The 22,173-nt window shown below is 58.9% G+C and carries 23 protein-coding genes and 1 pseudogene; 4 read left to right on the top strand and 20 right to left on the bottom strand.

Features of this window, described 5'->3' with window-relative positions; all coding sequences use genetic code 11:
• Nucleotides 1–77 precede the first annotated feature (77 nt).
• The 14 genes and pseudogenes from DIE11_RS34630 to DIE11_RS34565 all read right to left on the bottom strand — a co-directional run.
• Nucleotides 78–191, bottom strand: a pseudogene (locus DIE11_RS34630) (transposase); the annotation flags it as partial.
• A 97-nt stretch (nucleotides 192–288) separates the two neighbouring features.
• On the bottom strand, nucleotides 289–1,314 hold the full coding sequence (locus tag DIE11_RS34625) for an FAD-binding oxidoreductase (RefSeq protein WP_185633867.1): 1,026 nt from the start codon (nucleotides 1,312–1,314) through the stop codon (nucleotides 289–291).
• A 12-nt stretch (nucleotides 1,315–1,326) separates the two neighbouring features.
• Nucleotides 1,327–2,361, bottom strand: a complete 1,035-nt coding sequence (gene dmpG, locus DIE11_RS34620; protein WP_124489776.1) for a 4-hydroxy-2-oxovalerate aldolase — start codon at nucleotides 2,359–2,361, stop codon at nucleotides 1,327–1,329.
• A 19-nt stretch (nucleotides 2,362–2,380) separates the two neighbouring features.
• Nucleotides 2,381–3,322, bottom strand: coding sequence for an acetaldehyde dehydrogenase (acetylating) (locus DIE11_RS34615; protein WP_124489775.1), 942 nt, complete (start codon nucleotides 3,320–3,322; stop codon nucleotides 2,381–2,383).
• Between the two features lie 24 nt (nucleotides 3,323–3,346).
• A complete protein-coding gene (locus DIE11_RS34610) occupies nucleotides 3,347–5,191 on the bottom strand; it encodes a feruloyl-CoA synthase (protein ID WP_260430320.1) in 1,845 nt (614 codons plus the stop codon).
• Nucleotides 5,192–5,281: 90 nt separating this feature from the next.
• Nucleotides 5,282–6,064: a 2-keto-4-pentenoate hydratase gene (locus DIE11_RS34605; protein WP_124489774.1), complete on the bottom strand. Its 783-nt coding sequence runs from the start codon at nucleotides 6,062–6,064 to the stop codon at nucleotides 5,282–5,284.
• A complete protein-coding gene (locus tag DIE11_RS34600; RefSeq protein WP_260430319.1) occupies nucleotides 6,064–7,119 on the bottom strand; it encodes a nitronate monooxygenase family protein in 1,056 nt (351 codons plus the stop codon). Before DIE11_RS34600 ends, DIE11_RS34605 begins: the two co-directional genes overlap by 1 nt.
• Nucleotides 7,120–7,932, bottom strand: coding sequence for a 3-(cis-5,6-dihydroxycyclohexa-1,3-dien-1-yl)propanoate dehydrogenase (hcaB, locus tag DIE11_RS34595; RefSeq protein ID WP_124489773.1), 813 nt, complete (start codon nucleotides 7,930–7,932; stop codon nucleotides 7,120–7,122).
• 1 nt (nucleotide 7,933) lies between these two features.
• On the bottom strand, nucleotides 7,934–8,485 hold the full coding sequence (locus DIE11_RS34590; protein WP_124489772.1) for a 3-phenylpropionate/cinnamic acid dioxygenase subunit beta: 552 nt from the start codon (nucleotides 8,483–8,485) through the stop codon (nucleotides 7,934–7,936).
• The gene (locus DIE11_RS34585; RefSeq protein ID WP_124489771.1) at nucleotides 8,482–9,882 is read right to left on the bottom strand and encodes an aromatic ring-hydroxylating dioxygenase subunit alpha; all 1,401 of its coding nucleotides are present in this window, start codon (nucleotides 9,880–9,882) and stop codon (nucleotides 8,482–8,484) included. The genes DIE11_RS34590 and DIE11_RS34585 overlap by 4 nt, the downstream gene beginning before the upstream one ends.
• Before the next feature lie 11 nt (nucleotides 9,883–9,893).
• Complete coding sequence (locus DIE11_RS34580) at nucleotides 9,894–10,235, bottom strand: non-heme iron oxygenase ferredoxin subunit (RefSeq protein WP_124489770.1); 342 nt, start codon at nucleotides 10,233–10,235, stop codon at nucleotides 9,894–9,896.
• An 11-nt stretch (nucleotides 10,236–10,246) separates the two neighbouring features.
• Nucleotides 10,247–11,086, bottom strand: coding sequence for a protocatechuate 3,4-dioxygenase (locus DIE11_RS34575; RefSeq protein WP_124489769.1), 840 nt, complete (start codon nucleotides 11,084–11,086; stop codon nucleotides 10,247–10,249).
• Between the two features lie 14 nt (nucleotides 11,087–11,100).
• Nucleotides 11,101–11,397, bottom strand: coding sequence for an extradiol ring-cleavage dioxygenase (locus DIE11_RS34570; protein WP_124489768.1), 297 nt, complete (start codon nucleotides 11,395–11,397; stop codon nucleotides 11,101–11,103).
• 5 nt (nucleotides 11,398–11,402) lie between these two features.
• Nucleotides 11,403–12,224, bottom strand: a complete 822-nt coding sequence (locus DIE11_RS34565; RefSeq protein WP_124489767.1) for an alpha/beta fold hydrolase — start codon at nucleotides 12,222–12,224, stop codon at nucleotides 11,403–11,405.
• 165 nt (nucleotides 12,225–12,389) lie between these two features.
• Between DIE11_RS34565 and DIE11_RS34560 the strand changes: the two genes are divergently transcribed.
• Both DIE11_RS34560 and DIE11_RS34555 read left to right on the top strand, forming a co-directional pair.
• Nucleotides 12,390–12,992 carry a TetR/AcrR family transcriptional regulator gene (locus DIE11_RS34560; RefSeq protein WP_124489766.1) on the top strand — a complete coding sequence of 201 codons (603 nt, stop codon included), beginning with the start codon at nucleotides 12,390–12,392 and terminating at the stop codon, nucleotides 12,990–12,992.
• A 14-nt stretch (nucleotides 12,993–13,006) separates the two neighbouring features.
• Complete coding sequence (locus DIE11_RS34555) at nucleotides 13,007–13,402, top strand: hypothetical protein (protein ID WP_124489765.1); 396 nt, start codon at nucleotides 13,007–13,009, stop codon at nucleotides 13,400–13,402.
• Between the two features lie 302 nt (nucleotides 13,403–13,704).
• On the opposite strand, the gene ltaE is transcribed toward DIE11_RS34555, so the two are convergent.
• From ltaE to DIE11_RS34535, 4 genes are all read right to left on the bottom strand, one after another.
• On the bottom strand, nucleotides 13,705–14,751 hold the full coding sequence (ltaE, locus tag DIE11_RS34550; RefSeq protein WP_124489764.1) for a low-specificity L-threonine aldolase: 1,047 nt from the start codon (nucleotides 14,749–14,751) through the stop codon (nucleotides 13,705–13,707).
• Nucleotides 14,748–15,950, bottom strand: coding sequence for an amidohydrolase (locus tag DIE11_RS34545; RefSeq protein WP_124489763.1), 1,203 nt, complete (start codon nucleotides 15,948–15,950; stop codon nucleotides 14,748–14,750). The genes ltaE and DIE11_RS34545 overlap by 4 nt, the downstream gene beginning before the upstream one ends.
• 190 nt (nucleotides 15,951–16,140) lie before the next feature.
• Complete coding sequence (locus DIE11_RS34540) at nucleotides 16,141–17,190, bottom strand: porin (RefSeq protein WP_124489762.1); 1,050 nt, start codon at nucleotides 17,188–17,190, stop codon at nucleotides 16,141–16,143.
• 144 nt (nucleotides 17,191–17,334) lie between these two features.
• Nucleotides 17,335–18,651: an MFS transporter gene (locus tag DIE11_RS34535; RefSeq protein WP_124489761.1), complete on the bottom strand. Its 1,317-nt coding sequence runs from the start codon at nucleotides 18,649–18,651 to the stop codon at nucleotides 17,335–17,337.
• A gap of 202 nt (nucleotides 18,652–18,853) precedes the next feature.
• On the opposite strand from DIE11_RS34535, the gene DIE11_RS34530 reads away from it, so the two are divergent.
• Nucleotides 18,854–19,807, top strand: coding sequence for a LysR family transcriptional regulator (locus DIE11_RS34530; RefSeq protein WP_124489760.1), 954 nt, complete (start codon nucleotides 18,854–18,856; stop codon nucleotides 19,805–19,807).
• A gap of 97 nt (nucleotides 19,808–19,904) precedes the next feature.
• Here DIE11_RS34530 and DIE11_RS37315 read toward each other — a convergent pair whose 3' ends face one another.
• Nucleotides 19,905–20,090, bottom strand: coding sequence for a DUF746 domain-containing protein (locus tag DIE11_RS37315; RefSeq protein WP_260430318.1), 186 nt, complete (start codon nucleotides 20,088–20,090; stop codon nucleotides 19,905–19,907).
• 185 nt (nucleotides 20,091–20,275) lie between these two features.
• Between DIE11_RS37315 and DIE11_RS34520 the strand changes: the two genes are divergently transcribed.
• Nucleotides 20,276–21,406 (top strand): IS110 family transposase, encoded by a 1,131-nt coding sequence (locus DIE11_RS34520; RefSeq protein WP_124489886.1) that lies wholly within the window; start codon nucleotides 20,276–20,278, stop codon nucleotides 21,404–21,406.
• A gap of 301 nt (nucleotides 21,407–21,707) precedes the next feature.
• Here DIE11_RS34520 and DIE11_RS34515 read toward each other — a convergent pair whose 3' ends face one another.
• On the bottom strand, nucleotides 21,708–22,001 hold the full coding sequence (locus tag DIE11_RS34515) for an integrase core domain-containing protein (protein ID WP_124489806.1): 294 nt from the start codon (nucleotides 21,999–22,001) through the stop codon (nucleotides 21,708–21,710).
• Nucleotides 22,002–22,173 lie beyond the last annotated feature (172 nt).

Here is a 22,173-nt window from a genome sequence, read left to right as displayed (position 1 = left end):
CCTGACGCCGGATATATGTACGCAATCGACTTCCGTGTCCGTCAACTTCCGTTTGCTATTGGGAGCAGTCCATATATGTAGTAGGTCGCTTCCGAGATGCCGTACTTGCGGCACAGCTCCGCCGGCTTCAGGCCAGCCTCGGCTTCCTTCAAGATGCCGATGATTTGCTCTTCGGTGAATCGCCTTTTCATTGCCGTTCCTCTCTGGAACGGACTCTACACCGTCACCGTACTAAACGCGGGGAGCAGGTCATTCAGCGCCAAAGATCGATTTACTGACACAGTAAGATTAGAAGAGTGGCGTTGAAACCATGCCGGTATTGCACGGGGCCGCGACAAACGAGTCACTCAAGAAATTCGCTTCTTTCAGACCACACTGCAGACAAAACGCGCGCCGTGCCGCCACGATCATCAGAGGATTTCCACAGGCATATACTTCGAACGCCGACAAGTCCGAATAGTCGTCCTGCACAGCGTCTTGGACGAAACCTGTTCGCCCCTGCCAATCAAGCGATGGATCGGAAAGCACCGGAATGAAACGCAGGCGATCACAGGAGCGGGCCCACTCGACCGCCTCCTCGAAAGCATACAAATCTTCCTGTCGTCGCGCTCCCCAGTAGAACGCCGCACCGCGCCGCGCTATATCCTCGGCGTGTGTTCGCATCATCGACGCAATTGGGGCATATCCGGTACCGGAAGCAACAAAAATCAGTGGCGCGTCGGATTCACGAAGCGTGAACGTGCCAAAGGGCCCTTCGATTTTCAGCATGTCTCGCAGTTTCAGATTCCGATACACGTGCTGAGAGAAACGGCCGCCCGGGATCGCACGAATGTGCAATTCGATGACGCCGCTTTCTTCAGGGTTATTCGCCATCGAATAGCTGCGACGGTTGCCATCTCGCATCAACACATCCACATACTGTCCAGGCCGGAAGCAGAATCCGCTGTCCGCAGGAGCTTGGATCCGAACGACGGCCACGTCACTGCCGAGTCGCTCAACACTTGTAACGCGTGTGCCCACTTTCACAGTCCGCCGTCCGGTCACTTTCAATACTTCTGGTGAATCCAGAATCACATTCGTCGTTGGAATCGCCATGCAGGACAGACAATGCCCTTCCGTCAGAGCTTCCGGCCTGCCAGACAGATAACGAACACTTCCGGAAACAATCCGGGTCTTGCAAGCGCCGCATTCCCCTCGCCGGCAACTATGATTCGGGATGAAACCCGCTGCGAGCGCCACCTCGAGGATTGTCGTTTCTCCATCACATGAGAGTTCGACGTCTGAAGGCAGGAACCTGATCACAAGCGATGTCATAGCGAACATTCCTCACATATTTTCGCCGGCAGTCATCGCAACGTTACGCTTCAGGTCCAGTGCCACGTCGACGATCATGTCTTCCTGCCCGCCAACCATTCGCCGCTTTCCCAGTTCGACCAGGATGTCCGCCGTTTTGAGGCCATACCGTTGCGCCGCAACCTCCGCATGACGCAGAAAGCTCGAGTACACGCCTGCATAGCCGAGCGCGAGCGTCTCGCGATCCACCCGTACGGGCCGATCCTGCAATGGGCGTACGATGTCGTCGGCAGCATCCATCAGCGTATGAAGATCGGTGCCATGATTCCAGCCCATCCGCTCGGCCACTGCGATGAAAACTTCAAGTGGTGCATTGCCAGCACCGGCGCCCATTCCGGCCAGCGATGCGTCGACCCGGTCGCAGCCCTCCTCGACCGCGACCAGCGAATTCGCCACCCCCAGCGACAGGTTGTGGTGCGCGTGCATGCCGGTTTGCGTTTCCGGGCCGAGTACTTTCTTCAAGGCGCGAAAGCGATCCCGCACGCCGTCCATGGTGAGCGCGCCGCCGGAGTCGACAACGTAAATGCAGGTCGCACCATAACTTTCCATCTTCTTCGCTTCGATGGCCAGTTTCTCCGGCGTGGTCATATGGCTCATCATCAAAAAGCCGACCGTGTCCATACCGAGAACGCGTGCGTACTCGATATGCTGCTTCGAAATGTCGGCTTCGGTGCAATGCGTGGCCACGCGTACGACGCGCGCACCCGCGTCGTACGCGGACTTCAAATCATGAATGGTGCCAATGCCGGGCAGCAGCAGCGTCGCGAGCTTCGCGTGCTTCACCACATCCGCGACGGCTTCGATCCATTCGAGATCGGTGTGCGCGCCGAAGCCGTAGTTGAAGCTTGAGCCCTGCAGACCGTCGCCGTGCGCGACTTCGATCGAATCGACCTTCGCATTGTCCAGCGCACGTGCGATGTCCTGCACGTTCTGAATCGAATACCGATGACGAACCGCGTGGTTCCCGTCGCGCAGCGTCACATCTGAGATATAGAGTTTCTTGCTCATCGTGTTTCCCTTATGTCTCTCACGCGCCCTGCGCGCTCAAAAGCATCTGCGCCATGCGTTCGGCGGTCGCCAGCGCGGCCGAAGTCATGATGTCAAGATTTCCGGCATAAGCCGGCAGATAGTGCGCCGCACCTTCGACCTCCAGAAACACGGAAGTCTTCAGGCCGCTGATTTTTCCAAGGCCCGCAATATCGAGCGGTACACTCACCGGAATGTCGTCGAATTGCACTTTCTGCTTGAGGCGATAGCCGGGCACATAGGCATTCACCCTGGCCACGGCTTGCTCGATCGACTTTTCGACGGCGTCTTTATCCACCGAATCGGAAAGCGTGTAGACGGTATCGCGCATCATGAGCGGCGGCTCAGCCGGATTCAGCACGATGATCGCCTTGCCCTTCGCCGCGCCGCCTACGGCCTCGATGGCTCTCGAAGTCGTCTCCGTGAATTCGTCGATATTGGCACGCGTGCCTGGCCCCGCTGATCTGCTGCTGATCGACGCAACGATTTCCGCGTAGTGCACCTTCGCCACGCGCGACACCGCCGCGACAACGGGAATGGTCGCCTGCCCACCGCATGTAACCATATTCACGTTGTGCGTATCGATCTGGGCATCGAGATTCACGACTGGAACGCAATACGGGCCAATCGCGGCGGGCGTCAGATCGATGACGCGAATCGACGGCTTGAGCGTGCGCAGCAGCGCATCGTTCCCCACATGCGCGCCCGCCGAAGTCGCGTCGAACACGATATCGATTTCGCCGAAGACAGGCAGACGCGCGAGCCCTTCGGCACCTTCATGCGTAGTCGCCACGCCCAGGCGCGCGGCGCGTGCGAGACCATCCGATCCGGGATCGATGCCGACCATCGCCGCCATCTCCAGATACCGGCTATTGCGCATGATCTTGATCATCAGGTCGGTGCCGATATTGCCGGATCCGATTACTGCCGCTTTAAGTTTCATTCGATGCTCCTGGACGAGCGCGCGTTAGTGCGCACTGATAACCGCTTCGTGATTCGTGTAGAGACGTTCGACCTCACCGGCCCGCAGCGTGATGACCGCTCGCTGGTTGATGTAGCCTTTGTCGGTGATTTCACCGTGTTCCAGCGAAGGAGGCGCCGACAAGAGCATCGCGCGGGTCGGCCGTTGCGAAGAACCCATGCCCGCGCCAATTTCGACCAGCGTACGTGTCAAGGTTTCGCGCACTTCGCCGCAAGCGGCGAGTTGATCCCCGCTCATTACCCCAGCGTGATCGCCAGCCAATATACGAAGCGCCGGCGAAGGAAAAAGCAGCAGTCCCACCTCGTCCCGATCATGTCCCGTGATCACGGCATCGTGCACATAGGGATGGAATGCCGACACGATACGGACGCGCAACGTACCCACGGACACCCATGTGCCCGTAGTCAGCTTGAAGTCCTCCGCGATGCGGCCATCAAAAATCACGCCGGAATTGGGATCGGACGGATCGGCAAGGCGACCCGCATCACCAATGCAATAGAAACGCTCCTCGTCGAACGCGTCGCTAGTACGCTGGGGATCGTCGCGATAGGTCGTGAACACCGATGGGCCGCGAACGCGCATCTCGAGCTTGCCTTGCCAGGGTACGAACTTCAGGTCGACACCCGGCACTGGCACGCCGATATTGCGCGAATCCGCAGTCGCAAAATGCGCGCTCGTCACTACCGGAGCAGTCTCCGTTGCGCCCCATTCCGTCGTAAAGAAGACCGGATCGTCGCGAACCGTGGCGGCCAGCGCGCGAACGCGTTCGGCCGTCTTCTGCGGGAGGGCTGCGGCCGCGAACAACAGCATGTCGAGGCGTTCGAACAGCGCGCTCGTTGCCTCGGCGTCACGCTCGAGCAAAGGCAAAAGCGAGTCGTAGCCCTTGGGGACATTGAAGAACAGCGTGGGGCGTACGTCCTTCAAATTGCGCACGGTGCGCTCGACGAGCCCCGGCACCGGCCGGCCATCGTCGATATACAAAGCACCGCCATTGCGCAGAACCAGATTGAAGTTGTGGTTAGCACCGAACGTGTGGCTCCACGGCAGCCAGTCCAGAACGATCGGCCGGGCACGATCCACGAAACGCCAGCACTGCGCAATCATCTGCTGATTCGCGCACAGCATGCCATGTGTATTGACGACGACTTTCGGTTGCCCCGTCGAGCCCGAGGTAAGAAGCAGACGTGCGGCCGTTTGCGGCGTCACTGCGAGAAAGGCCTGCTCTACCGCATCGGTAACCATGCCCGCCTCGAGCTCCCGGAGCGCCATCGCGCCGGGACGGACATTCGACGTATAAACGACACGTGCGACGCTGCCATAGCCTTCGATAGCCCAGCCAAAGAGATCGCCGTCTTCCGCGTAGATCATCGCCGGCGCCAGTTGATCGAGCATCGCGTGCAGCTTCGAATGGTCTTTCGCGACCCGCGCATACGCTGACGAAACAATCGAAATCGGGCTGCCCACATGCATTGCCGCCAGCGAAAGCAGCGCCAGATTTACGCTGTTGTCCGACAGCGCTACGATCGTTGCGCCGTCCGGCAATCCCAGGTCGATCAAACCCTGTGCAATGCGCCTCACGCTATTCAGCGCGCTCGCGTAGGTCACTTCGCGCCACCCGCCGCCGCTTTCACGCTCTGCGATGAAGACGGCGTCCGGTGTCATATGCGCCCACTCGATCAGCCATTCTCCGACACAACGATGATACGGTTGCAACAGCTCGGCCGATCGCAGGACGAAGCTGCCATCGTCGCGATCCTCGCGCACGATGCGAGGGACCGCCAGTGCGCCGGCACGCACGAGCGGCGAAGAATGACGCATGCCCGTCAACATGCGTACCCCGGTACGCGCATGCTGCGCTGGAAGTCGGTGAATGTATCGCTCATGTCTCTCTCCCTCCTTTGCTTTCTCCGGACCGGCCGTCTACACCAGTTCGCAAAACACCGCGCCCAATCCGCCGATCTCCACCGCGATGCTCGCGCGCGGCGCTACCGCGACCATCGGCCCGAGCGCACCAGACAACACCACGTCGCCGGCCCGCAATACCTGGCCGTGCGTAGCAAGCTCCTTGGCGAGCCACCACGCCGCATAGAGCGGATTGCCCAGAGATCCCGCACCTGCGCCTTCGGAAACCCGCACGTCGTTCACCGTGCAGCGCATCGGACACGCAACGAGATCGAGTTCGCCAATCCGACGCGGCGTGTCGCCCAGCACATAGACACCGCAAGATGCGTTGTCCGCAATGGTGTCAACGAACGTAATCTTCCAGTCGTGGATTACGCTGTCCACGATCTCGATAGCGGGCAGCGCGAACTCGATCGTGCGTAGAAAACGCCCCCAACTGATGACATCGTCGTTCAGGTCGTGCCCCATGACGAAAGCAACTTCCGCTTCTGCTTTGGGCTGAACGAGACGCGCGGCCGGCACGGCTGCGCCACTCAGATATTCCATGTCGTCGAACAGTACGCCAAAGTCCGGCTGATCGACACCCAGCTGTTGCTGGACTGATTTTGACGTCAGACCAATCTTCTTGCCGACGATACGGCGACCCGCTTCTACCGCCGCGCGTGTGTTGATCTCCGCGACAGCATATGCAGCCTCGACTCCCGCAATATCGAACTGTTCGGAAATACGCGGAATCGTACGGCGGGCGGCACGCGCCTCCCGCAGCGCGACCGCAGCCTGTTCGATGCGCTGTTCATTCATTACACCTCCCCTTCGTTGCGCGCGGGGGACGCAACACGCCCGCGCCAGTTGTCGACTTGATGAACGAGGCTTGCGTCGTCACGATTCCGGGCGCCGATGCCCTTGACGTACTCTTGAGCCAGTCGGTCGACGATGACGGCAAGCGGCTCGACCGCCTGTACCGCGCCGACGCCATGGCCTGCTGACCAGACGTCCTTCCACGCTTTGGGTGCCGTGCTGATGTCGCCGGAGAAGTCAATCTTCTTCTCACCACTTGGCTGCGAAACACGGAGACCGGCACGCTCGATCGTCGGTTTGAGCCAGTTCGCCAGCACACCGGAGACCGACTTGGATGCCACCAGATCCTCCATGCCGCTCCCGACGAGCATTTCTCTATATGCTGGCTGTGCCAGAGATTCCTCGGCGGCGATGAAGCGCGTGCCGAGCACCGCGAAGTCCGCGCCGATCTGCTTTGCCGCCAACACGTGTGCGCCGGTCGACACCGCACCTGCGAGCCCCAGCGGGCCGCTCCAGAATGTTCGGACTTCATCGACGAATGCGAACGGGTGATATACGCCTGTATGACCTCCTGCACCCGCGCATACGAGAATGAGGCCATCAACGCCTGCCTCCACGGCCTTGCGCGCCATCGCCGGCGTGGCGACATCGGCCATAACGAAGCCACCGTAGCCGTGCACGTGATCCAGCACACGGCGTGGGCTGCCGAGTGCCGTTGTCACGATCTTCGGTTGGTAGCGCAACACAAGCGCCAGCTCGGCGTCGAAACGGTCGTAGCTGCTGTGGACGATCATGTTCAAAGCCCACGGTGCAGCAGCGCCTTGCGCGACACCGTCGGCGATGCCTCCAAGCGCTTCATCGAGCGCTGCCAGATTGCGCGCGTTCGGGGCAGCGAACGTGCCGACAACGCCTGCACGCGACGCTGCAACGACCAGTTCGGGACTCGAGACCAGAAACATCGGCGCGACCATCACGGGCAATCGCGTCGAAGCGAACAATGCGCGAAGCTGCGAGGACATGATTCTTTCTTCCATGTTGTACGTTTCAGCTGAAGACATTCAGGGCACTTTCCTGCGTGCGGCGGGGCCGCGGATTTCCCAGCCACCATCACTTTGCAGGATCGCCGCGGTTGTGGCCGGTGAATCGGTACGCGAGGCGAGCAGCACGTAGTGACCGGTGTGGTCCTCCGGCTGCGCGATAAACCCAAGCGGCATCGCATCGGCCACGGCGTCCGCGAAACCGGGGATATCCGACAGCCGGTCGTTCTCACGCCCGAGCGCCTGAGGCCCCTTCAGCGGCGTCACCGTGCCACCAGGGGCGACGCCGTTCACGCGTACGTCAGGTGCCAGCTCCCACGCAAGCTGCTTGATCAAGCCGACACACGCATGTTTCGACGCGACATAGACCGGACCGCCGCCGCCCGCATAGAAGCTCGCGTTCGAAAGCGTGAAGATCATGCTGCCGCGTGTGTCGCGCAGCGCGGGAGCTGCGCTCTGCGCAGCCAGCATGTAACCGAGGACGTTGACCGCGAACACTTCCTCGAAGGTAGCCTTGAGCGTCACGCCATCGAACTTGCGCAGCGACGCAAAGTGATCCCACACACCCGCGTTGGCGACCAGCGTATCGAGCTTGCCGAACGCGCGCACCGTAGCATCGACGGCTTGCGCATTTGCTTCGGGAGAGCGCACGTCACCCACTGTGATCGCGATGCGATCACCGAATTCGTCATGCATCATGTCAGCGTGCGCCGCGCTGCGAATCAGCACGCCGATGCCGGCCGCGCCCTCCGCAAGAAAGCGGCGCACGACCGCCAGACCGATTCCAGAACTGGCGCCCGTTATGAGCGCCACATCGTCGTTGAGCCAGCCCATATCAGAAGAACGTGTTGAGGTTTTTTGACATCAGCAGCGACTGCGTGATGACGATCGTTCGTTGTGCGATTCGCAGTTCGCCTTCGACTTCGCGCAGCGTGTCTTCGCGGCGGCCAAACAACAGATCGTTGTCGGCTTCACCGCGGCTACGGTAATTTGCGAACACCGACTGTACGATGTATTCGCCGGCGCTCTGCGCGTGGCTCGCCTCCACGTTGCTGATGACGTGGACATGGCGCGTCGGCGGATCTTCTGCCCAGGCGGACGGTTGCATGAAGCGCGCAACACGACGCTCGAGATCGAGATGGGTGTCGTCGAAATATGCGCCCCGGCCGCGCGCATATGCGCCCAACTTGTCCGCACGGCGCCGATTTTCAATCGACGGCATCCAGTAATGGATATCCGGCGTCATCAGCGCCAACCATTCCTCCCAGCGCTCGCAATCAAGCAGACGTGCTTCATGAAACAGAAACTGCTCGATCCGATGCGTCGTTTCGCGATCTGCTGCTGGACCGGCCGGTAACGCAAAATCGGCTATTGCATGCGCATTCATGCTTCCACCCCGCTCGCATCGTGGCAGAAGGCACTTTCCGGCAATTTCGCGATATCGCGGCGCGGGACCTCATCCCAAGAACGTGCGCCCATGAAGTCTGCCCAACGCTGATAGAACGCGCGATGATTCGCTTCATTGACCTGATTTCGGTAGACGTTCCCGGGCAGATCCGTATCGTTCAACTGCGTTCCGAAGCCGAGCCCCATATACAGATCCTGCTGACGCGTCACGAAACCGGCGTTGGTACGCGTCGAGAATTCGAAATTCTCTCCGTCGTCCATTTCAAACACACCGGAAGGCGAGAACGTCATCATCGTACCCTTGAGCCAGCGATCCTTGATGTCCTGCGGCGCGCTGCGGTTGACGATGGTCCACGTATGCAATTCGATCTTGCCCGGTCCACGGGGATGCCAAACGCGGAACGTGTTCTGCCCCGGGAGGAACGACAAATTCGGAAATACACTCACGGACGAAATCGAACCAATCATCTTCGAGCGGAACTCGCCCAGGCGTTCGACCACTTTGGGCTGAATTCCGTAGAGGTACTTCCGTATCGCCTTGTCGCCGAGCGTCGCAGCATTGCCAACGGTGTCCAGATTGAATTCCCAACCATGGCCGTTGAAATTAACGTGATACGAATCCGGATCGCGACAGACGTCCGCAACCGGCCCCCCCAGCATCGCGCGAGCCGCGGAATCGTGGGTCCAGAGTGCATGATAGATATCGCCGATGAAGTTCTCGACCGGTACCTTCCAGTTGCAGTTGATCACGGATTTCACGCAGCCGCCGATAAATTCCGTGCCATCGCCATCCATATCGAGCATCACGTCGAGGTAGAAGCGAAAATCGCCCAGCCATTCGTCGAGCGATGGCGCACCGGCATCCATATTTCCAAACACCAGCCCCTTGTACAAAGCAACCTGTGCGACCGGATGCAGGCCATGCTCGGGCGTCTTCATGCCGCTGGCGTCGAAAAGTTCTTTCCCTGCCATCCCGCGCAATCCACCGTCGATCCCGAAGCTCCAACCGTGATAGTTGCAAACGAAGCCACGAGCGTTGCCCGCGTCGGTAAAAGCCAGTTTGTTCCCGCGATGCGGGCAGGTGTTCAAAAATGCTTTGATCGAATTGTCCTTTTGCCGGACCACGATGACGTTGTCCTCGGCCATATAGGTCGTGAGGTAGTCTCCCGCTTTGGCCAACTGCGATTCATGCCCGAGAAACAGCCAACTGCGCGCGAAGATCTTCTCGAGTTCCTGCTCGTAGATCGCCCTATCCCAGTAGACGCGCCGCGAAAGACTGCCCTTCTCGAGGTTGATGAGCCGATCAAGATACGGCAGCGGTTCGCTCGCGACGTCGCGCTTGAGCCGCGGGCAGGCACCTGTGCAATCGTGAGACATATGCATCCCCTTCAAACCGCCGAAACCGCGTCTTCGGACTCAGCGTCGAGATCGGCGAAAACTTCATCGCCCTCTTCGATTACCCGATAAGTGCGCAGATCGACGGTGCACGGAAACGCCATGGCCTGGCCCGTGGGTATGTGGAACTGGCCGTCGTGCACGGGGCACGCGATCAAGTCACCGTAGACGATCTCGCCCGCCGTCAACGATGCAGTCGCGTGCGTGCAGGTATCGCTGGTCGCGTAGAAGCGACCTTCGATGTTGTAGACCGCCAGCGGACATGCGCCGTGTTCGACCTTGCGCATTTCGCCGGGCGCGAGATCCTCGCGCTTGAGCAGAAAGATCTTGTTCATTGCTTACTCCGTTATTGCAGATGCAACTGGACGAAACCGAGTCCCGTCACCCACTCGGGCACGGGTGCGTAGTCGATGACCTCACCGCGTGCGCCGGCGAGCGCGCCCATCGCGCACGCCCAGTTTCGTATTTCCATGCCGCCGTTGCCGCCGTTCTCGAGGATGTACGCGTCGCTCAGACGCGCGAGTGCGTCGGCATCGCCACGCGTTGCATAATCGAGGATCTCGCGATCGAACGTCTCGTTGACGCGCCCCATTTCCGCCGTGCCGACCCAGTGACTGAGGCCTCCGCTGCCGATCACCGCCACGCGTTCGTCGGCCGGCCATGCCTCGACAGCCGCCCGGATTGCGTAACCCACCGAGACCGCACGCGAAAGCCGGATATAAGGATCGACGCCGGCCGCGAGGTACACCGGAATCGTGCCCACCCGCATTCCGGCGTCCCGCAGTGGCTGCACGATCAGCAGGTTCGGGATGCCGACGGAGTGGTCGACAGTCAACGCGCGCGCAACCGCCCAGTCAAATCCGTTTTCCAGACCGTGTTCCGCAATGTGCTGTGCGAGCGGAGCGCTGTCGGGAATCACCCCTCGCTTGAGCCCCGGCAACGCGTCGAGCGGACCGTCTACGTCGCCCGTGCCAATCAGAAAACTCGGCAGGCACTGCGTGCCGAACAGCATGTAATGATCAGCACCGACGATAACGACGCTCGTGGGGCGCAGAACGGCCAGCCTCTCGGCGCAGGTATCGAATGCATTCCACATCCGCTCGCGGATCGGCTGCGCAGGCGCCTCAGGTGTGACGAACATCACGGGATCATGTGGCACAAGAAAGCCACCCACCATTTTTGCCATCTCGGCTTGCTCCTTTATTGTTTGAGCGCAGCGACGTGGATGGCCTCGTTATCGCTGACCGGACGCAACCGCGCCATGTAGGCGCGCATGTCACGCTCGGGCGACAATTCCTGCCAGAATCCCATTGTCAGCATCGGATTGACGCCTGTGTTTTGCAGCGCGAGGACATCGAAATCGAGCACCATGCGGCGTTCCTCGTCATCGAGCACGTAGCGGCGCAGAAAGCCCTCTGCATCCTCACGAAAGCGCTGCTTCGCGGCACGATCGACGTTCAACTGGTGAAGGACACGTTCAAGTAGGTTGCGGCTCATGGCGCTTACTCGCAGAAGGCGGTCACGAGACGCAGGAAGTCGGCGCGCCGCTCGGTCTGGACCCAGTGGCCGCATTGACCGAACAGATGCAGGTCGGCGCGCGGAATTGCACGTGCCAGCAGCTGCCCGCATTGCGGTGGCACGACGCGATCCTCACGACCATGCAGCACAAGTGCCGGCGCCTGAATTTTCGCGACCACATGCTCGGGGAAGCCCTTCACGACGGTCGGACCTTCTGCAACGGGCTGGGGAATCAGTTTGCGCAGAGCGTCCTGCGCGCCGGGCCGCGCGCTCGCGTCGAAGCGCGACTTGACCATTTCCGGCGTGATGATCGACTGGTCGAACGGGAAGAGCCGCATGGTGCGCTCCATGTTCTCAAGCGACGGCTCGTATTCCCATGCCGAACGCAGCCCCGGCGTCTGTTCAAACTCGCCCGCAGGCGTGCCGAGCAGGACGATGCGCTCGACGCGCGATGGGTCGAACACCGCGAGACCCAGAGAGAGAGCGCCGCCAAACGAGTTGCCGACGAACGACGCCTTCTCGATGCCCAGTGCATCCATGATGCCGACGAGATGGCGTACCCACAGCTTGATGTCGTACTTGCTGTTTTCCTTGAACTCCGTAAAGCCGAAGCCCGCGATGTCCGGCGCGATCACGCGGAACCTTTCCGCGAGATCAGGCATCACTCCCTTCCAGTTGGTCCAACCTGAGACGCCCGGCCCTGAGCCGTGCAGCAGAAACAAGGGCTTGCCCCGCCCTTCGTCGAAATAATTCGTGCGGTGCTCCCCTGCGATCAGTTCCTTGCCGACTCCGTCAAGCTTCGTCATCACGCTTCTCCATACGCATACGTATGCGTATGGTAGGTGGCACACGTGGCTCAGTCAACGAGATGCTTCTCGGGGTTAACGCGGCATGACCTGATGCCTTAACTGCAACGCGACACGCAAGACGCGTTAGCGATGCCTGTAAAATGATCGTTTTCCGGAGTGGCCATGGCATCAAGAACAGGCAATAAGAGCGGTCGGGGACAATTTGGACCGGACGACTGGATTCGTGCAGCGCAGCGGGTTTTGGAAAGCCGATGCATTGACGCCGTGCGCGTGGAAGTGTTGGCCAAGGAAATGGGCGTCACAAAAGGCAGCTTCTACTGGCACTTCAAGGACAGGGACGACCTGCTACAGCGCATGCTTACGGCATGGCGGGATGTGGCCACCGAGCAGATCATCTTTCGGTTCGAGAGCCGAGGACTGTCGGCGCGTGAGCTGATACACGACCTCATCTCGTTGCCGTTCAGGGGCGAATCGGCAAAGCAAGCCGCAGCGACAGAGCTGGCAATTCGTGCCTGGTCCCGCCGCGACGAATCTGCTCGAAACATATTGAACGAAGTCGACGCAAAGCGGCTGAGCTACATTGCCGAATGCTTCCGGGCACTCGGCTTCAGCGCGGTCGAAGCAAAATCGCGAGCATTTGTACTATACAGCTACGAATTGTCAGAATCATTGCTTTCTCAGCAAGGGTCTGCCAAGCAGAAGGACGACCGACGTACGTTCATCGAGAAGTTATTGACGACACCACTTAACAGTGAGAAGGAATAAATCATCGAGAAGACGTGGCGAACCTGACAGTGCTCGACCACGCCGACAAGGTTGTGATCTGCGCCCCCTTCGGCAGGGAAGCCAGCTTAGAAACTGCAACCAAATCAACAACGGGGCTGTTTACTCCAATGAATGCTGTACCTTCTCGTTGTTTCTTCGACGAAAAGGTATCGCTAAACCGATACCTGACGACGAACTTTGGGCACCGATCGAGCCGTTTCTGCCCACTCCCAACCAAGGCGAAGCCGCTACCCAAGGCACAAGCCGCTCACGTAACGTCCGACGATGTCGACTCACCTGTCGTCGAGGCCATCGCACGAATCCCACCGGCCGCAAGCACCCACAACAACGCTTCCGACTGGACGATGCTCCGAATTGAGCAAGGCTTCGATCTGACCACCGTCAGCTAGGATGAACGGGTGATGACCGCTGGTGCCCGAGCGACAGCCTAGGAATCCATCAGGACCCACAAATCTACCGGGCAAGACAAGGTGCGATGCACTGAAGCAGGTCGGCTGTCATCTGATATCTCCGCGCGCCGGCTCACGTGACACGCCAATGAGTCATGCTGCCAACCCGTTCATCGAATTGGCAACCGGATTCATTTTGCGGCGTCGCAACGTCCAATGCACACGCATCGATTCGCTTCCAGTTGGAAATGACATCGTTGGACGAATCAACGCCATGCAGCGATGCTATGTCACGCGGCACCCTATCGCTCAAAAAATTCGCGAATCGCAGCGACCGCGCGCCATACACCTTTGTCGTCGACATCCATATGTGTGACGAGCCGCAGCCGATAGTGACTGGCAACTAGAATCCCGCGATGCCTGAGATAATTTACCAACTCGTCGAGGCGGCCACGTGCGCCCTCACTCAATTCGAGAAATACGACATTGGTTTCCGTCGCATCAACCTGAATCTCGGCGACGGCGGAAAGTCCGGTTGCGAGTAACTTCGCTCGCCGATGATCCTCAGCGAGCCGTTCGATGTTGTGATCGAGCGCGTAGAGGGCCGCTGCCGCGAGCACACCAGCCTGACGCATCGCCCCTCCCGCGATTTTGCGAATGCGCCTAGCCCGGCCGATAAACTCGGCGCTACCGCATAGCATGCTCCCCGCCGGCGCGCCCAGCCCTTTGCTGAAACATACGGAAACCGAATCGAAACGTCCGGCGATCCTATATGCTTCGATGGCCGGCGAGACCCCAGTCGCCGTCGTCTGCGCAATTGCGGCATTGAAAAGGCGCGCGCCGTCGAGATGAGTGGCGAGACCATATGCCGCGGCAAGACTTACTGCCGCGTTCACATAGTCCCGTGGCATTACCCGACCACCCAGAGTGTTCTCCAACGTCAGCAGCCGGGTCGTGGCGAAGTGCTCGTTGGCGGGCTTGATCTCCCCGGCGATCTTCTCAAGCGGGAGCGTCCCGTCCGGCGCATGTTCGATCGGCTGGGGCTGCACGCCGCCGAATACGGCGGCGCCTCCTCCCTCCCACCGATAGCAGTGGGCGTTGTGTCCGACGATGTACTCGTCGCCCCGTCCGCAGTGTGCAAGAATCGCGCACAGGTTGCTTTGCGTGCCTGTCGGCACAAACATCGCCTCCTCGAAACCCAGCATGGCGGCGACACGCTCCTGAAGCACGTTGACCGTCGGATCCTCGCGGTAGGTATCGTCGCCAACAGGAGCACGCATCATAGCGTCGTACATGTCGGGCGTAGGCCGCGTTACGGTATCACTGCGTAAATCGACAATCTCGCTCATACGGTTCCCAGCCTTCCATCAAGCTCAACATTGACCACGGACAGCCAGTAACCAATGCCGAACGGGAGAGCCTCGTCATTAAAATCGTAATGAGGCGTATGAACATTGCCGCCGCCGTCACCGCCATGCCGGCCGTTGCCGAGCAAAATATAAGCACCTGGCCGCATGCGCAGCATCGATGCAAAGTCCTCTCCAGCGGTAACGCGCGGCAGATCACCGTTCACTGATTTCGCACCCACGAGGTCGACCGCAGCGGCGATCACGTTGTCGGTAGCATCCGGATCGTTGATAAGGGGTTCGGATAGCCACCAGCATTTTGTAGCCGCTTTGGCGCCCTCGGACTGCGCAAAGGACTCGGCAAGCTCAGCGATACGTGTCTCGAGCAACCGCTGAACGCCGCGCGTAAATGCACGCATCGTTCCACCGATCCGCAATTCCGGGGGAATCACGTTCAACGCGTTCGGATCCCCCGCCGTAATGTTTCCGACACTAATTATTGCCAGCTCCAGCGGAGGCACGTTACGGGCAACAAGGGTCTGCAGACCGAACAGGAAATGAGCGGCTACGATTCCCAGATCGACAGACGTATGCGGACTTGCACCGCCGTGCCCGCCCGAGCCAGTGAAGCGCACCTCGAAGCGGCCCGATGCCGCCATCATTTCGTGTTTGCGGATGCCGAACGTACCTACCGGTAGACCCGGGTAGGTGTGCATTCCGAAAATACGATCACATGGGAAGCGCTCAAACAGGCCACTCTCGATCATCGCAAGGGCACCGCCGCGCCCTTCTTCCGCCGGTTGAAAAATCAGATTGACCGTGCCTGCAAAGTCGGGATTGGCCGCCAGTACTTGGGCGGCGCCGAGCAGCATGGCGGAATGTCCGTCGTGTCCGCAAGCGTGCATCACACCATGCCTCGTGGACGCGTGAGCAAACGTATTTGCTTCGCACACGGCCAATGCATCCATGTCGGCTCGCAATCCGATGGAGCGCGTGCCGGCTCGCCGACCACGAATGGTTCCGACCACGCCGGTTCCCGCGATTCCCTCCGTAACTTCGACGCCCCATTTCCTCAGCTTCCCTGCGATTAGCGCCGCCGTGCGCGTCTCCTCGAAACCGAGTTCTGGATGAGCATGAATATCATGACGAATGGCGATAATTTCATCGATGCTCTGTCTGGCAATAGCAAGTGGGCCGCTCATCGCTTCACCTCGATGTCGCGGACGGTAACGGTCAACGTATCGTTTCCGTATTTTCTTGAGCCCGGCTTCGTTATTGCCGGATACTGCACGGTAGCCATCAAATTTCCTCACAGAATGAAATCTACGCGCAAACCACCTCTCCTCAGCAATCGAACGCGGTCGCAAAGGAATTGCCGCCAATGGCAATACGTTAGAAAAGATGTTTCATGCCGACCCGAGCCAGAAACTGGTTACTGGTCGACGACGACGCCGTCAGGAAGATCGACGCGACGGCTCCCGCTCCCGTCGCTCGCTGGCCAGCGAGTTCGATATAGACATCCGTTCGTTTCGACAGGAAGTAGTCGACGGCACAATTGACCGTGTACCAGTGCGATTGTTCGAACCGGTCGGCCGATAACTGGGCGTCCAGCTGGATGAACGGCGACATCTGATAGGTCGTGCCGAAACGCAGGATTTGGTCGGTCGAAGTCACCGAGCCGAGTTTCAGACGCGTATTCGAATAGACCAGCGAGGGAGTCCACGCGCCAAGCTGGTAGTACGCTCCAACGGCAGCGATACGCTGATTGTCAAGTGTCAGTGTCGAACCGCTCTTCACCTTGACACCTAGGACGGTAGGTGCCCCCAGACTGCCTGCCCGCATCGGTGCGCCGTTGATATCCGTCAGAACTGCGACCACAGAGAACTGGCCATTCGTATATGTCAGATTGGCGCTGTACGCTCGACCGGCATTAGTCGTCAACGCGGCGGCATTCTGACCGAATGCATACATCGCGCCGTATGTGAACCCCTTGAGATTCGCGCTCTGGAATTGCACTGAGTTATTCAGGCGCTCTCCGGCCACACGATCGATATCGGAGTTCTCGACGCTGTATATCCCGCAGTTGAAGCACGACATATAACGATCCAGAAGGATCGTGAAGTCATATTGCCGCCCTAGTGTCACTTGGCCAACATCGTCGCGGCGAAGGCCCAGATAAGCCTGCTTGCCGAACAGAAGCCCACCCTGTCCGAGAGCGCCGGTACCAACAGAATAACCGTTTTCTAGTTTGAATAGTGCGGATAGACCACCTCCGAGGTAATCAACACCCGCAAAACCGACGGCGTTGTTTTTGCTGATTCCGTCTTGGAGCATCACGTTTGAATGTCCACCCATGTTGTTGACATAGGTCAGACCGCCGTCGAGACTTCCGTAAATCGTCATGGAAGACTGGGCAAACGAGCATGCACAAATAGCTTGCATTAAAATTCCAAACAAAATCTTATTCCTCACATCTCCTCCATATCTTTACTTTGAATACATAATTGCAATTATTTACCGCATTACTAATTATGCAAATCAGATTGTTAGTTCATTTATTCCATTAACGCTCTTAAAGATCCGTTGTCAGACAGTGCGTGCAACAGTACCTGTGCCGACGCGTTTTGGTAGCAGGCAAACCCCGAAAAATCCGATCACTGCGCTGAGCGTGACGTAGTAGATCGGTGCCAGATTGCTTCCCGTCGCGTTCACCAGCCACGTATTGATGAAGGGCGCGGCACCTCCAAAGATCATGACGGAAACGTTGTAGACGAGTGCCGTGCCAGTCGCCCTGACTTCTACCGGAAAAATCTCGGCCAAGACAATCGGCGCGGGCCCCCAAATAAAACCCATGAAAATCGCTACTCCGATTTGCAGTTCCAGCAAGGTTTGAAAAGATGGAGCGGCAACGAATCGATGGAACAGGAACCAAGCGGTTAGGCCGTAGCCCACCACCCCTATCTGAAGTACTGCCACGCGCCCGACCCTGTCGGACAGATGTCCGGTCAGTGGACAGAGAACCACCACGATTGCCGTGCTGATAAACGTACTGTAGCTAGCGTTAGCCGCGGAAATGCCGAGCTGTTGTTTCGCAAAGATTGGCACGAAAAAATTGAAGACGAACGCAGAAACTGTACCCACCACGCAAAATCCGATACCGGAGAGGACGGAACGCTTGTGATTCGCAATCAGGTGTTTCAGCGACATGTGGCGGACCGGTCTACCGTCGCGGGCAGTGGCGCGGACGTGTGCGAGGAACTCAGGCGACTCGTCGACCGTCGAGCGGATCAGCCACCCCACTGGCCCGACCAGCATGCCGAACAGGAACGGCAAACGCCAGCCCCACGCTTCGAACTGCGCGCCATCCAGATGCGCGGACAGCAACCAGGCAACCGCAGCACCGCACGAAGTTGCCAGCGCCTGCGCACACATCTGGAAACTGCCGAAGAAGCCGCGGCGGTTCGCCGGCGCAAACTCCACCAGCATCGTCGTGGCGACGCTAAACTCGGCGCCCGCGGAGATCCCCTGAATTATCCGCGCCACCATAATCAGAATCGGCGCACCTATGCCAATAGCGGCATAAGTCGGCATCAGTCCAATCATGCCGGTTCCCAGCGCCATCAGACTGATGGTGAGCGACAGTGCCTTGCGCCTGCCAACACGATCTCCATACACGCCCAGCACGACACCGCCCAATGGTCTGACTAGGAAACCCACTCCAAACGTGGCAAGCATCAGCGATAAAGAAGCGAGCGTGTTGGCCGTGGGAAAGTACAGACGTGCGATGGTCGTGGCAAACACGCCGTAAATCACGAAATCGAACCATTCGAATGCGTTCCCAATTACCGATGCCAGGATCACTCGCTTTATCATCGCCGGACGTGGCGTCGACAGCATTTGCATTACCATTTCCTCCGATTTATTGTCGAGCCGGTAGCGATCTGTGGCCTGCCATGTGATCCGCCGCTCCGGCGGCTAAGTCTCAGGTTCAATTTTCTGAACACGGGCTTGAAAAAAATCATAAGTAGACGAAACAGTAGCGTACAGTCTCAATCGGGTTGACGTGACAACCTATAGTTTTCCCTCATAACCTTTTTGGCGTCCCATGAAGCTTCATCAGTTACAGGCACTGGTCGCAGTCGCCGATACCGGAAGTATCCGCGGCGCAGCGCGCCTGACCCGGTTGTCGCAGACCGCTGTCAGCAAGGCCTTGAGAGAGTTGGAAAGCCAGCAGCAATTGACCCTTCTGCAACGCACGGCGAGTGGTGTCGAGTTCACCGAGGCAGGTCACAAAATCCTGCGACACGCGCGGTTGATTCTCGGGCAGTTCGAACAGGTCGACGCCGAACTTGCGGAATTGCGCGGTGACGTTTCCGGGCGTCTGGTGGTCAGTGTCGCTCCATGGATCATCCCGACCTTCTTGGCGGAATTGGTATTACGCTTCAGAGAGCGCACGCCCGGTGTACAGTTGGAGATTTTCGAAAGTCTGACGGCCGTCGCATTACCCAGGCTGCGCGACGGCATCATCGACGTTATGGTCGGGCCGCTTTCCGCAACTATGTCGGTTCAGGAGTTCGAGTGCGAGCCGTTGCTTGACTACCATTCGTGCGTCATTGCACGACATGGCCATCCCTGTGCGGACAGGACGTCGATTCACCAACTTCTCGATCAGAACTGGGTGGTCAATTACACGCCAGCCACCTATTCGTCGATGATGCGCAATCTTTTCTGGCGCCACGGCGCGACGATCGAGTCCGAACACATTCATTGCGCCCACTCGAGCTCATTGATGTTTGAACTGGTAGAGCATGGCAACATGCTCGGTTACTGCCCACAACCCTATCTCGTCATCGAACCGATCGGCAGCAGTCTTCAGGCATTGCCGTTGGCGGAACGCTTCGATGCGAATCACCTCAACATCATCACTCGACGCAACGCGATACGTAAGTCAGCTTCGAAGTGCTTCGTGGATTGCCTGCGCGATGTCATAAGACAGCGTTCTCGCTCAGCGGCCGAGAAAGACAGAAAGCTGTTCGATCTGTTGACTTTGTCGTTCTGAATCCACCGTTCAGGTGCTCGTTGACGCGAGTCTTGCGACTGTCGCCACCCGCGCGCCGCCAGCGGGTGGCTGGGCGAAATCACTTCGTCGAACTCGCTCATAGGCGGGCTGTCAATGTGAAACCTTCGCCTGCGCCGATCTCGTCGAATACCAACGGTGCGGAATTGAGTTCGGACGACCGACCGCCGAGCCGGACCCGCTGCTCCCATGTCCCCCTCGGATTGAGCTGTAACAGCCACGCATGCAAGCCACGCTGCTCGTCCGCTCGCCGTCCTTGAAACACGAGATCGGCCCCGACAGAGGTGGCTCTGCTCGTTCGGACAGTATTCTGAGATTTTTAAGGCAGTATGACTTTCCGTGAGGCGGGGGCTGGCCTGGCGTGGGGAAGCAAACGCGGGTTAGCATCGCTGCCAGAGCCGCACGGTGTGGACAGGACCACACCCGGCGATTTCCACCACGGAGGCCAGCATGAAGGACGATAGCACGGTGTACGTTGGGTTGGATGTGCATAAAGAATCGATTACGGTCGCGTATGCAATCGACGCAGGCGAAGTCGAATCGCTTGGCAAGATCGGCACAACCCAAACGGAGATCGATCGGCTGTGCAAGCGGCTGCAATCAAAGGCGTCGCACGTGCGTGTGGTTTATGAGGCTGGTCCGTGCGGCTACGGGCTATATCGGCAGCTGGTGCAGCGCGGGTTCGAAAGTATGGTCTGTGCGCCATCGCTGATTCCCAAGAAGCCCGGCGAGCGAGTCAAGACGGACCGACGCGACGCCGCGAAGCTCGTGCGCTCTCTTCGCGCGGGCGACCTGTCGGCCGTGTACGTGCCAGATGTCGAAGACGAAGCCTTTCGGGATCTGGCTCGAGCATGGGCAGCAGTCAAAGAGGATTTGCGGCAAGCCCGGCAGCGCCTGAAGTCGTTTCTACTTGCACACGGCGTAGGTTATACGGGCCGCGCGAACTGGAGTGAATCGCACCGGCGCTGGCTTTGCGAGTATTCGTTCGCTAACGCATGGCAACAACTTGCATTTGAAGAGCATAAACGCACGATCGAGGATCGGCTCGTGCAGTGTGGACGACTGGAGACGGCGTTGCGCGATGCAGTCGTCAGCTGGCGCTTTTACCCAGTGGTGCTGGCTCTGCAGGCGATGCGCGGAGTGCAGTTTGTTACGGCGGTCGGCATGGTTTCAGAATTGGGAGACCTGTCGCGCTTCACGCATCCACGTCAACTCATGGCGTGGCTTGGTGTGACACCCTCGGAGCATTCGTCGGGCAGTAAGCGGCGTCAGGGCAGCATCACCAAGACTGGCAACAGTTATGCCCGCAAGCTGCTGGTGGAAGCTGCCTGGAGCTACCGGCACATGGCACGCGTCGCGCCGGAGATTCAGCGGCGTCACGAAGGGCTCCCCAAAGAGATTATCGAACGGGCGTGGGATGCACAGTTGCGGCTGTGTCGGAGATATCGCAAGCTCGTGGCCCGCGGCAAGAATGCCAACATCGCGGTTGTTGCCGTTGCTCGCGAATTGGCCGGTTTCATCTGGGACATCGCCCGACTCGCGATGGCGCTTGCATTACCGCATGGCGTGCAGTCCGCATGACGTGATATGGATAAGCGATGAACTGATCGTGCAGGAAGTTTCCTGAAGGCGGCGTAGCCCGGTATTCGAGCAATCCGCGTTTCCACTTCGCAACGGGCAGTCCCCGACTTGCGTTTTAAGAAAGCGGCAGGCTCATGAGACGGAACTCTGTAATGCGGTAACCAACCCGCGTATGTCAGTGTGATCCACCGTCGAGCATTACTGCTACGTCGCCCTCAGGAAATTCGGAAACCTATTGAAAGAGCTTGAAAACCGAGCGTACTTGACACGGAAAGTCATATCAGTGGAACGTCCGAGGCAATCATGCTGCCGATTTGATCGCAGGCAGCGTCGCGAAGTATGCCTCGTCCGGCGTCTGATCCTTCAGGCTCGAATGGGGCCGATTCCGGTTGTACAGATCGATGTATTCGCCGATGGAGCGCCGGGCGTGGCCGCCGCGGCGCTCACCGTACAACAAGACGAGATCGTCGAGCTTGACGTCGAAATCGCTGGAACGTCTGTCTGCGATGTAGCTCTCGGAGAGGTTGTATTTGACCTTGTCGTAGCCCAGCTCTCCCGGAGATTGCTCCTCAAGAATCATCCGTTCGTATTTCATCCGATCGCCTCATGAGTTTGAAACGTTGTGCTCCTGGATTGCGGCGTCAACGTACGCTTCATGATGGAGGCCGATCCGGCGGGAGCCAGTCCTCCCAGCGGAGGAGCGGCAGCTACATATGATCCCTAGCGTTGCCGAGTCGTTTTGCTCGCGAGCAATATTTTGAGCGCTG

Source organism: Burkholderia sp. Bp9012 (assembly GCF_003853825.1).
GTDB classification, from domain to species: domain Bacteria; phylum Pseudomonadota; class Gammaproteobacteria; order Burkholderiales; family Burkholderiaceae; genus Burkholderia; species Burkholderia diffusa.
This window is presented reverse-complemented; position numbering and strand designations above follow the sequence as displayed.

What these genes read in the sequence shown, in the direction of transcription:
- DIE11_RS34625 (WP_185633867.1), bottom strand. Translation starts at nt 1,314, where the DNA reads ATGACATCGCTTGTGATCAGGTTCCTGCCTTCAGACGTCGAACTCTCA.
- dmpG (WP_124489776.1), bottom strand. Translation starts at nt 2,361, where the DNA reads ATGAGCAAGAAACTCTATATCTCAGATGTGACGCTGCGCGACGGGAAC.
- DIE11_RS34615 (WP_124489775.1), bottom strand. Translation starts at nt 3,322, where the DNA reads ATGAAACTTAAAGCGGCAGTAATCGGATCCGGCAATATCGGCACCGAC.
- DIE11_RS34610 (WP_260430320.1), bottom strand. Translation starts at nt 5,191, where the DNA reads ATGTTGACGGGCATGCGTCATTCTTCGCCGCTCGTGCGTGCCGGCGCA.
- DIE11_RS34605 (WP_124489774.1), bottom strand. Translation starts at nt 6,064, where the DNA reads ATGAATGAACAGCGCATCGAACAGGCTGCGGTCGCGCTGCGGGAGGCG.
- DIE11_RS34600 (WP_260430319.1), bottom strand. Translation starts at nt 7,119, where the DNA reads ATGTCTTCAGCTGAAACGTACAACATGGAAGAAAGAATCATGTCCTCG.
- hcaB (WP_124489773.1), bottom strand. Translation starts at nt 7,932, where the DNA reads ATGGGCTGGCTCAACGACGATGTGGCGCTCATAACGGGCGCCAGTTCT.
- DIE11_RS34590 (WP_124489772.1), bottom strand. Translation starts at nt 8,485, where the DNA reads ATGAATGCGCATGCAATAGCCGATTTTGCGTTACCGGCCGGTCCAGCA.
- DIE11_RS34585 (WP_124489771.1), bottom strand. Translation starts at nt 9,882, where the DNA reads ATGTCTCACGATTGCACAGGTGCCTGCCCGCGGCTCAAGCGCGACGTC.
- DIE11_RS34580 (WP_124489770.1), bottom strand. Translation starts at nt 10,235, where the DNA reads ATGAACAAGATCTTTCTGCTCAAGCGCGAGGATCTCGCGCCCGGCGAA.
- DIE11_RS34575 (WP_124489769.1), bottom strand. Translation starts at nt 11,086, where the DNA reads ATGGCAAAAATGGTGGGTGGCTTTCTTGTGCCACATGATCCCGTGATG.
- DIE11_RS34570 (WP_124489768.1), bottom strand. Translation starts at nt 11,397, where the DNA reads ATGAGCCGCAACCTACTTGAACGTGTCCTTCACCAGTTGAACGTCGAT.
- DIE11_RS34565 (WP_124489767.1), bottom strand. Translation starts at nt 12,224, where the DNA reads ATGACGAAGCTTGACGGAGTCGGCAAGGAACTGATCGCAGGGGAGCAC.
- DIE11_RS34560 (WP_124489766.1), top strand. Translation starts at nt 12,390, where the DNA reads ATGGCATCAAGAACAGGCAATAAGAGCGGTCGGGGACAATTTGGACCG.
- ltaE (WP_124489764.1), bottom strand. Translation starts at nt 14,751, where the DNA reads ATGAGCGAGATTGTCGATTTACGCAGTGATACCGTAACGCGGCCTACG.
- DIE11_RS34545 (WP_124489763.1), bottom strand. Translation starts at nt 15,950, where the DNA reads ATGAGCGGCCCACTTGCTATTGCCAGACAGAGCATCGATGAAATTATC.
- DIE11_RS34540 (WP_124489762.1), bottom strand. Translation starts at nt 17,190, where the DNA reads ATGCAAGCTATTTGTGCATGCTCGTTTGCCCAGTCTTCCATGACGATT.
- DIE11_RS34535 (WP_124489761.1), bottom strand. Translation starts at nt 18,651, where the DNA reads ATGCAAATGCTGTCGACGCCACGTCCGGCGATGATAAAGCGAGTGATC.
- DIE11_RS34530 (WP_124489760.1), top strand. Translation starts at nt 18,854, where the DNA reads ATGAAGCTTCATCAGTTACAGGCACTGGTCGCAGTCGCCGATACCGGA.
- DIE11_RS34520 (WP_124489886.1), top strand. Translation starts at nt 20,276, where the DNA reads ATGAAGGACGATAGCACGGTGTACGTTGGGTTGGATGTGCATAAAGAA.
- DIE11_RS34515 (WP_124489806.1), bottom strand. Translation starts at nt 22,001, where the DNA reads ATGAAATACGAACGGATGATTCTTGAGGAGCAATCTCCGGGAGAGCTG.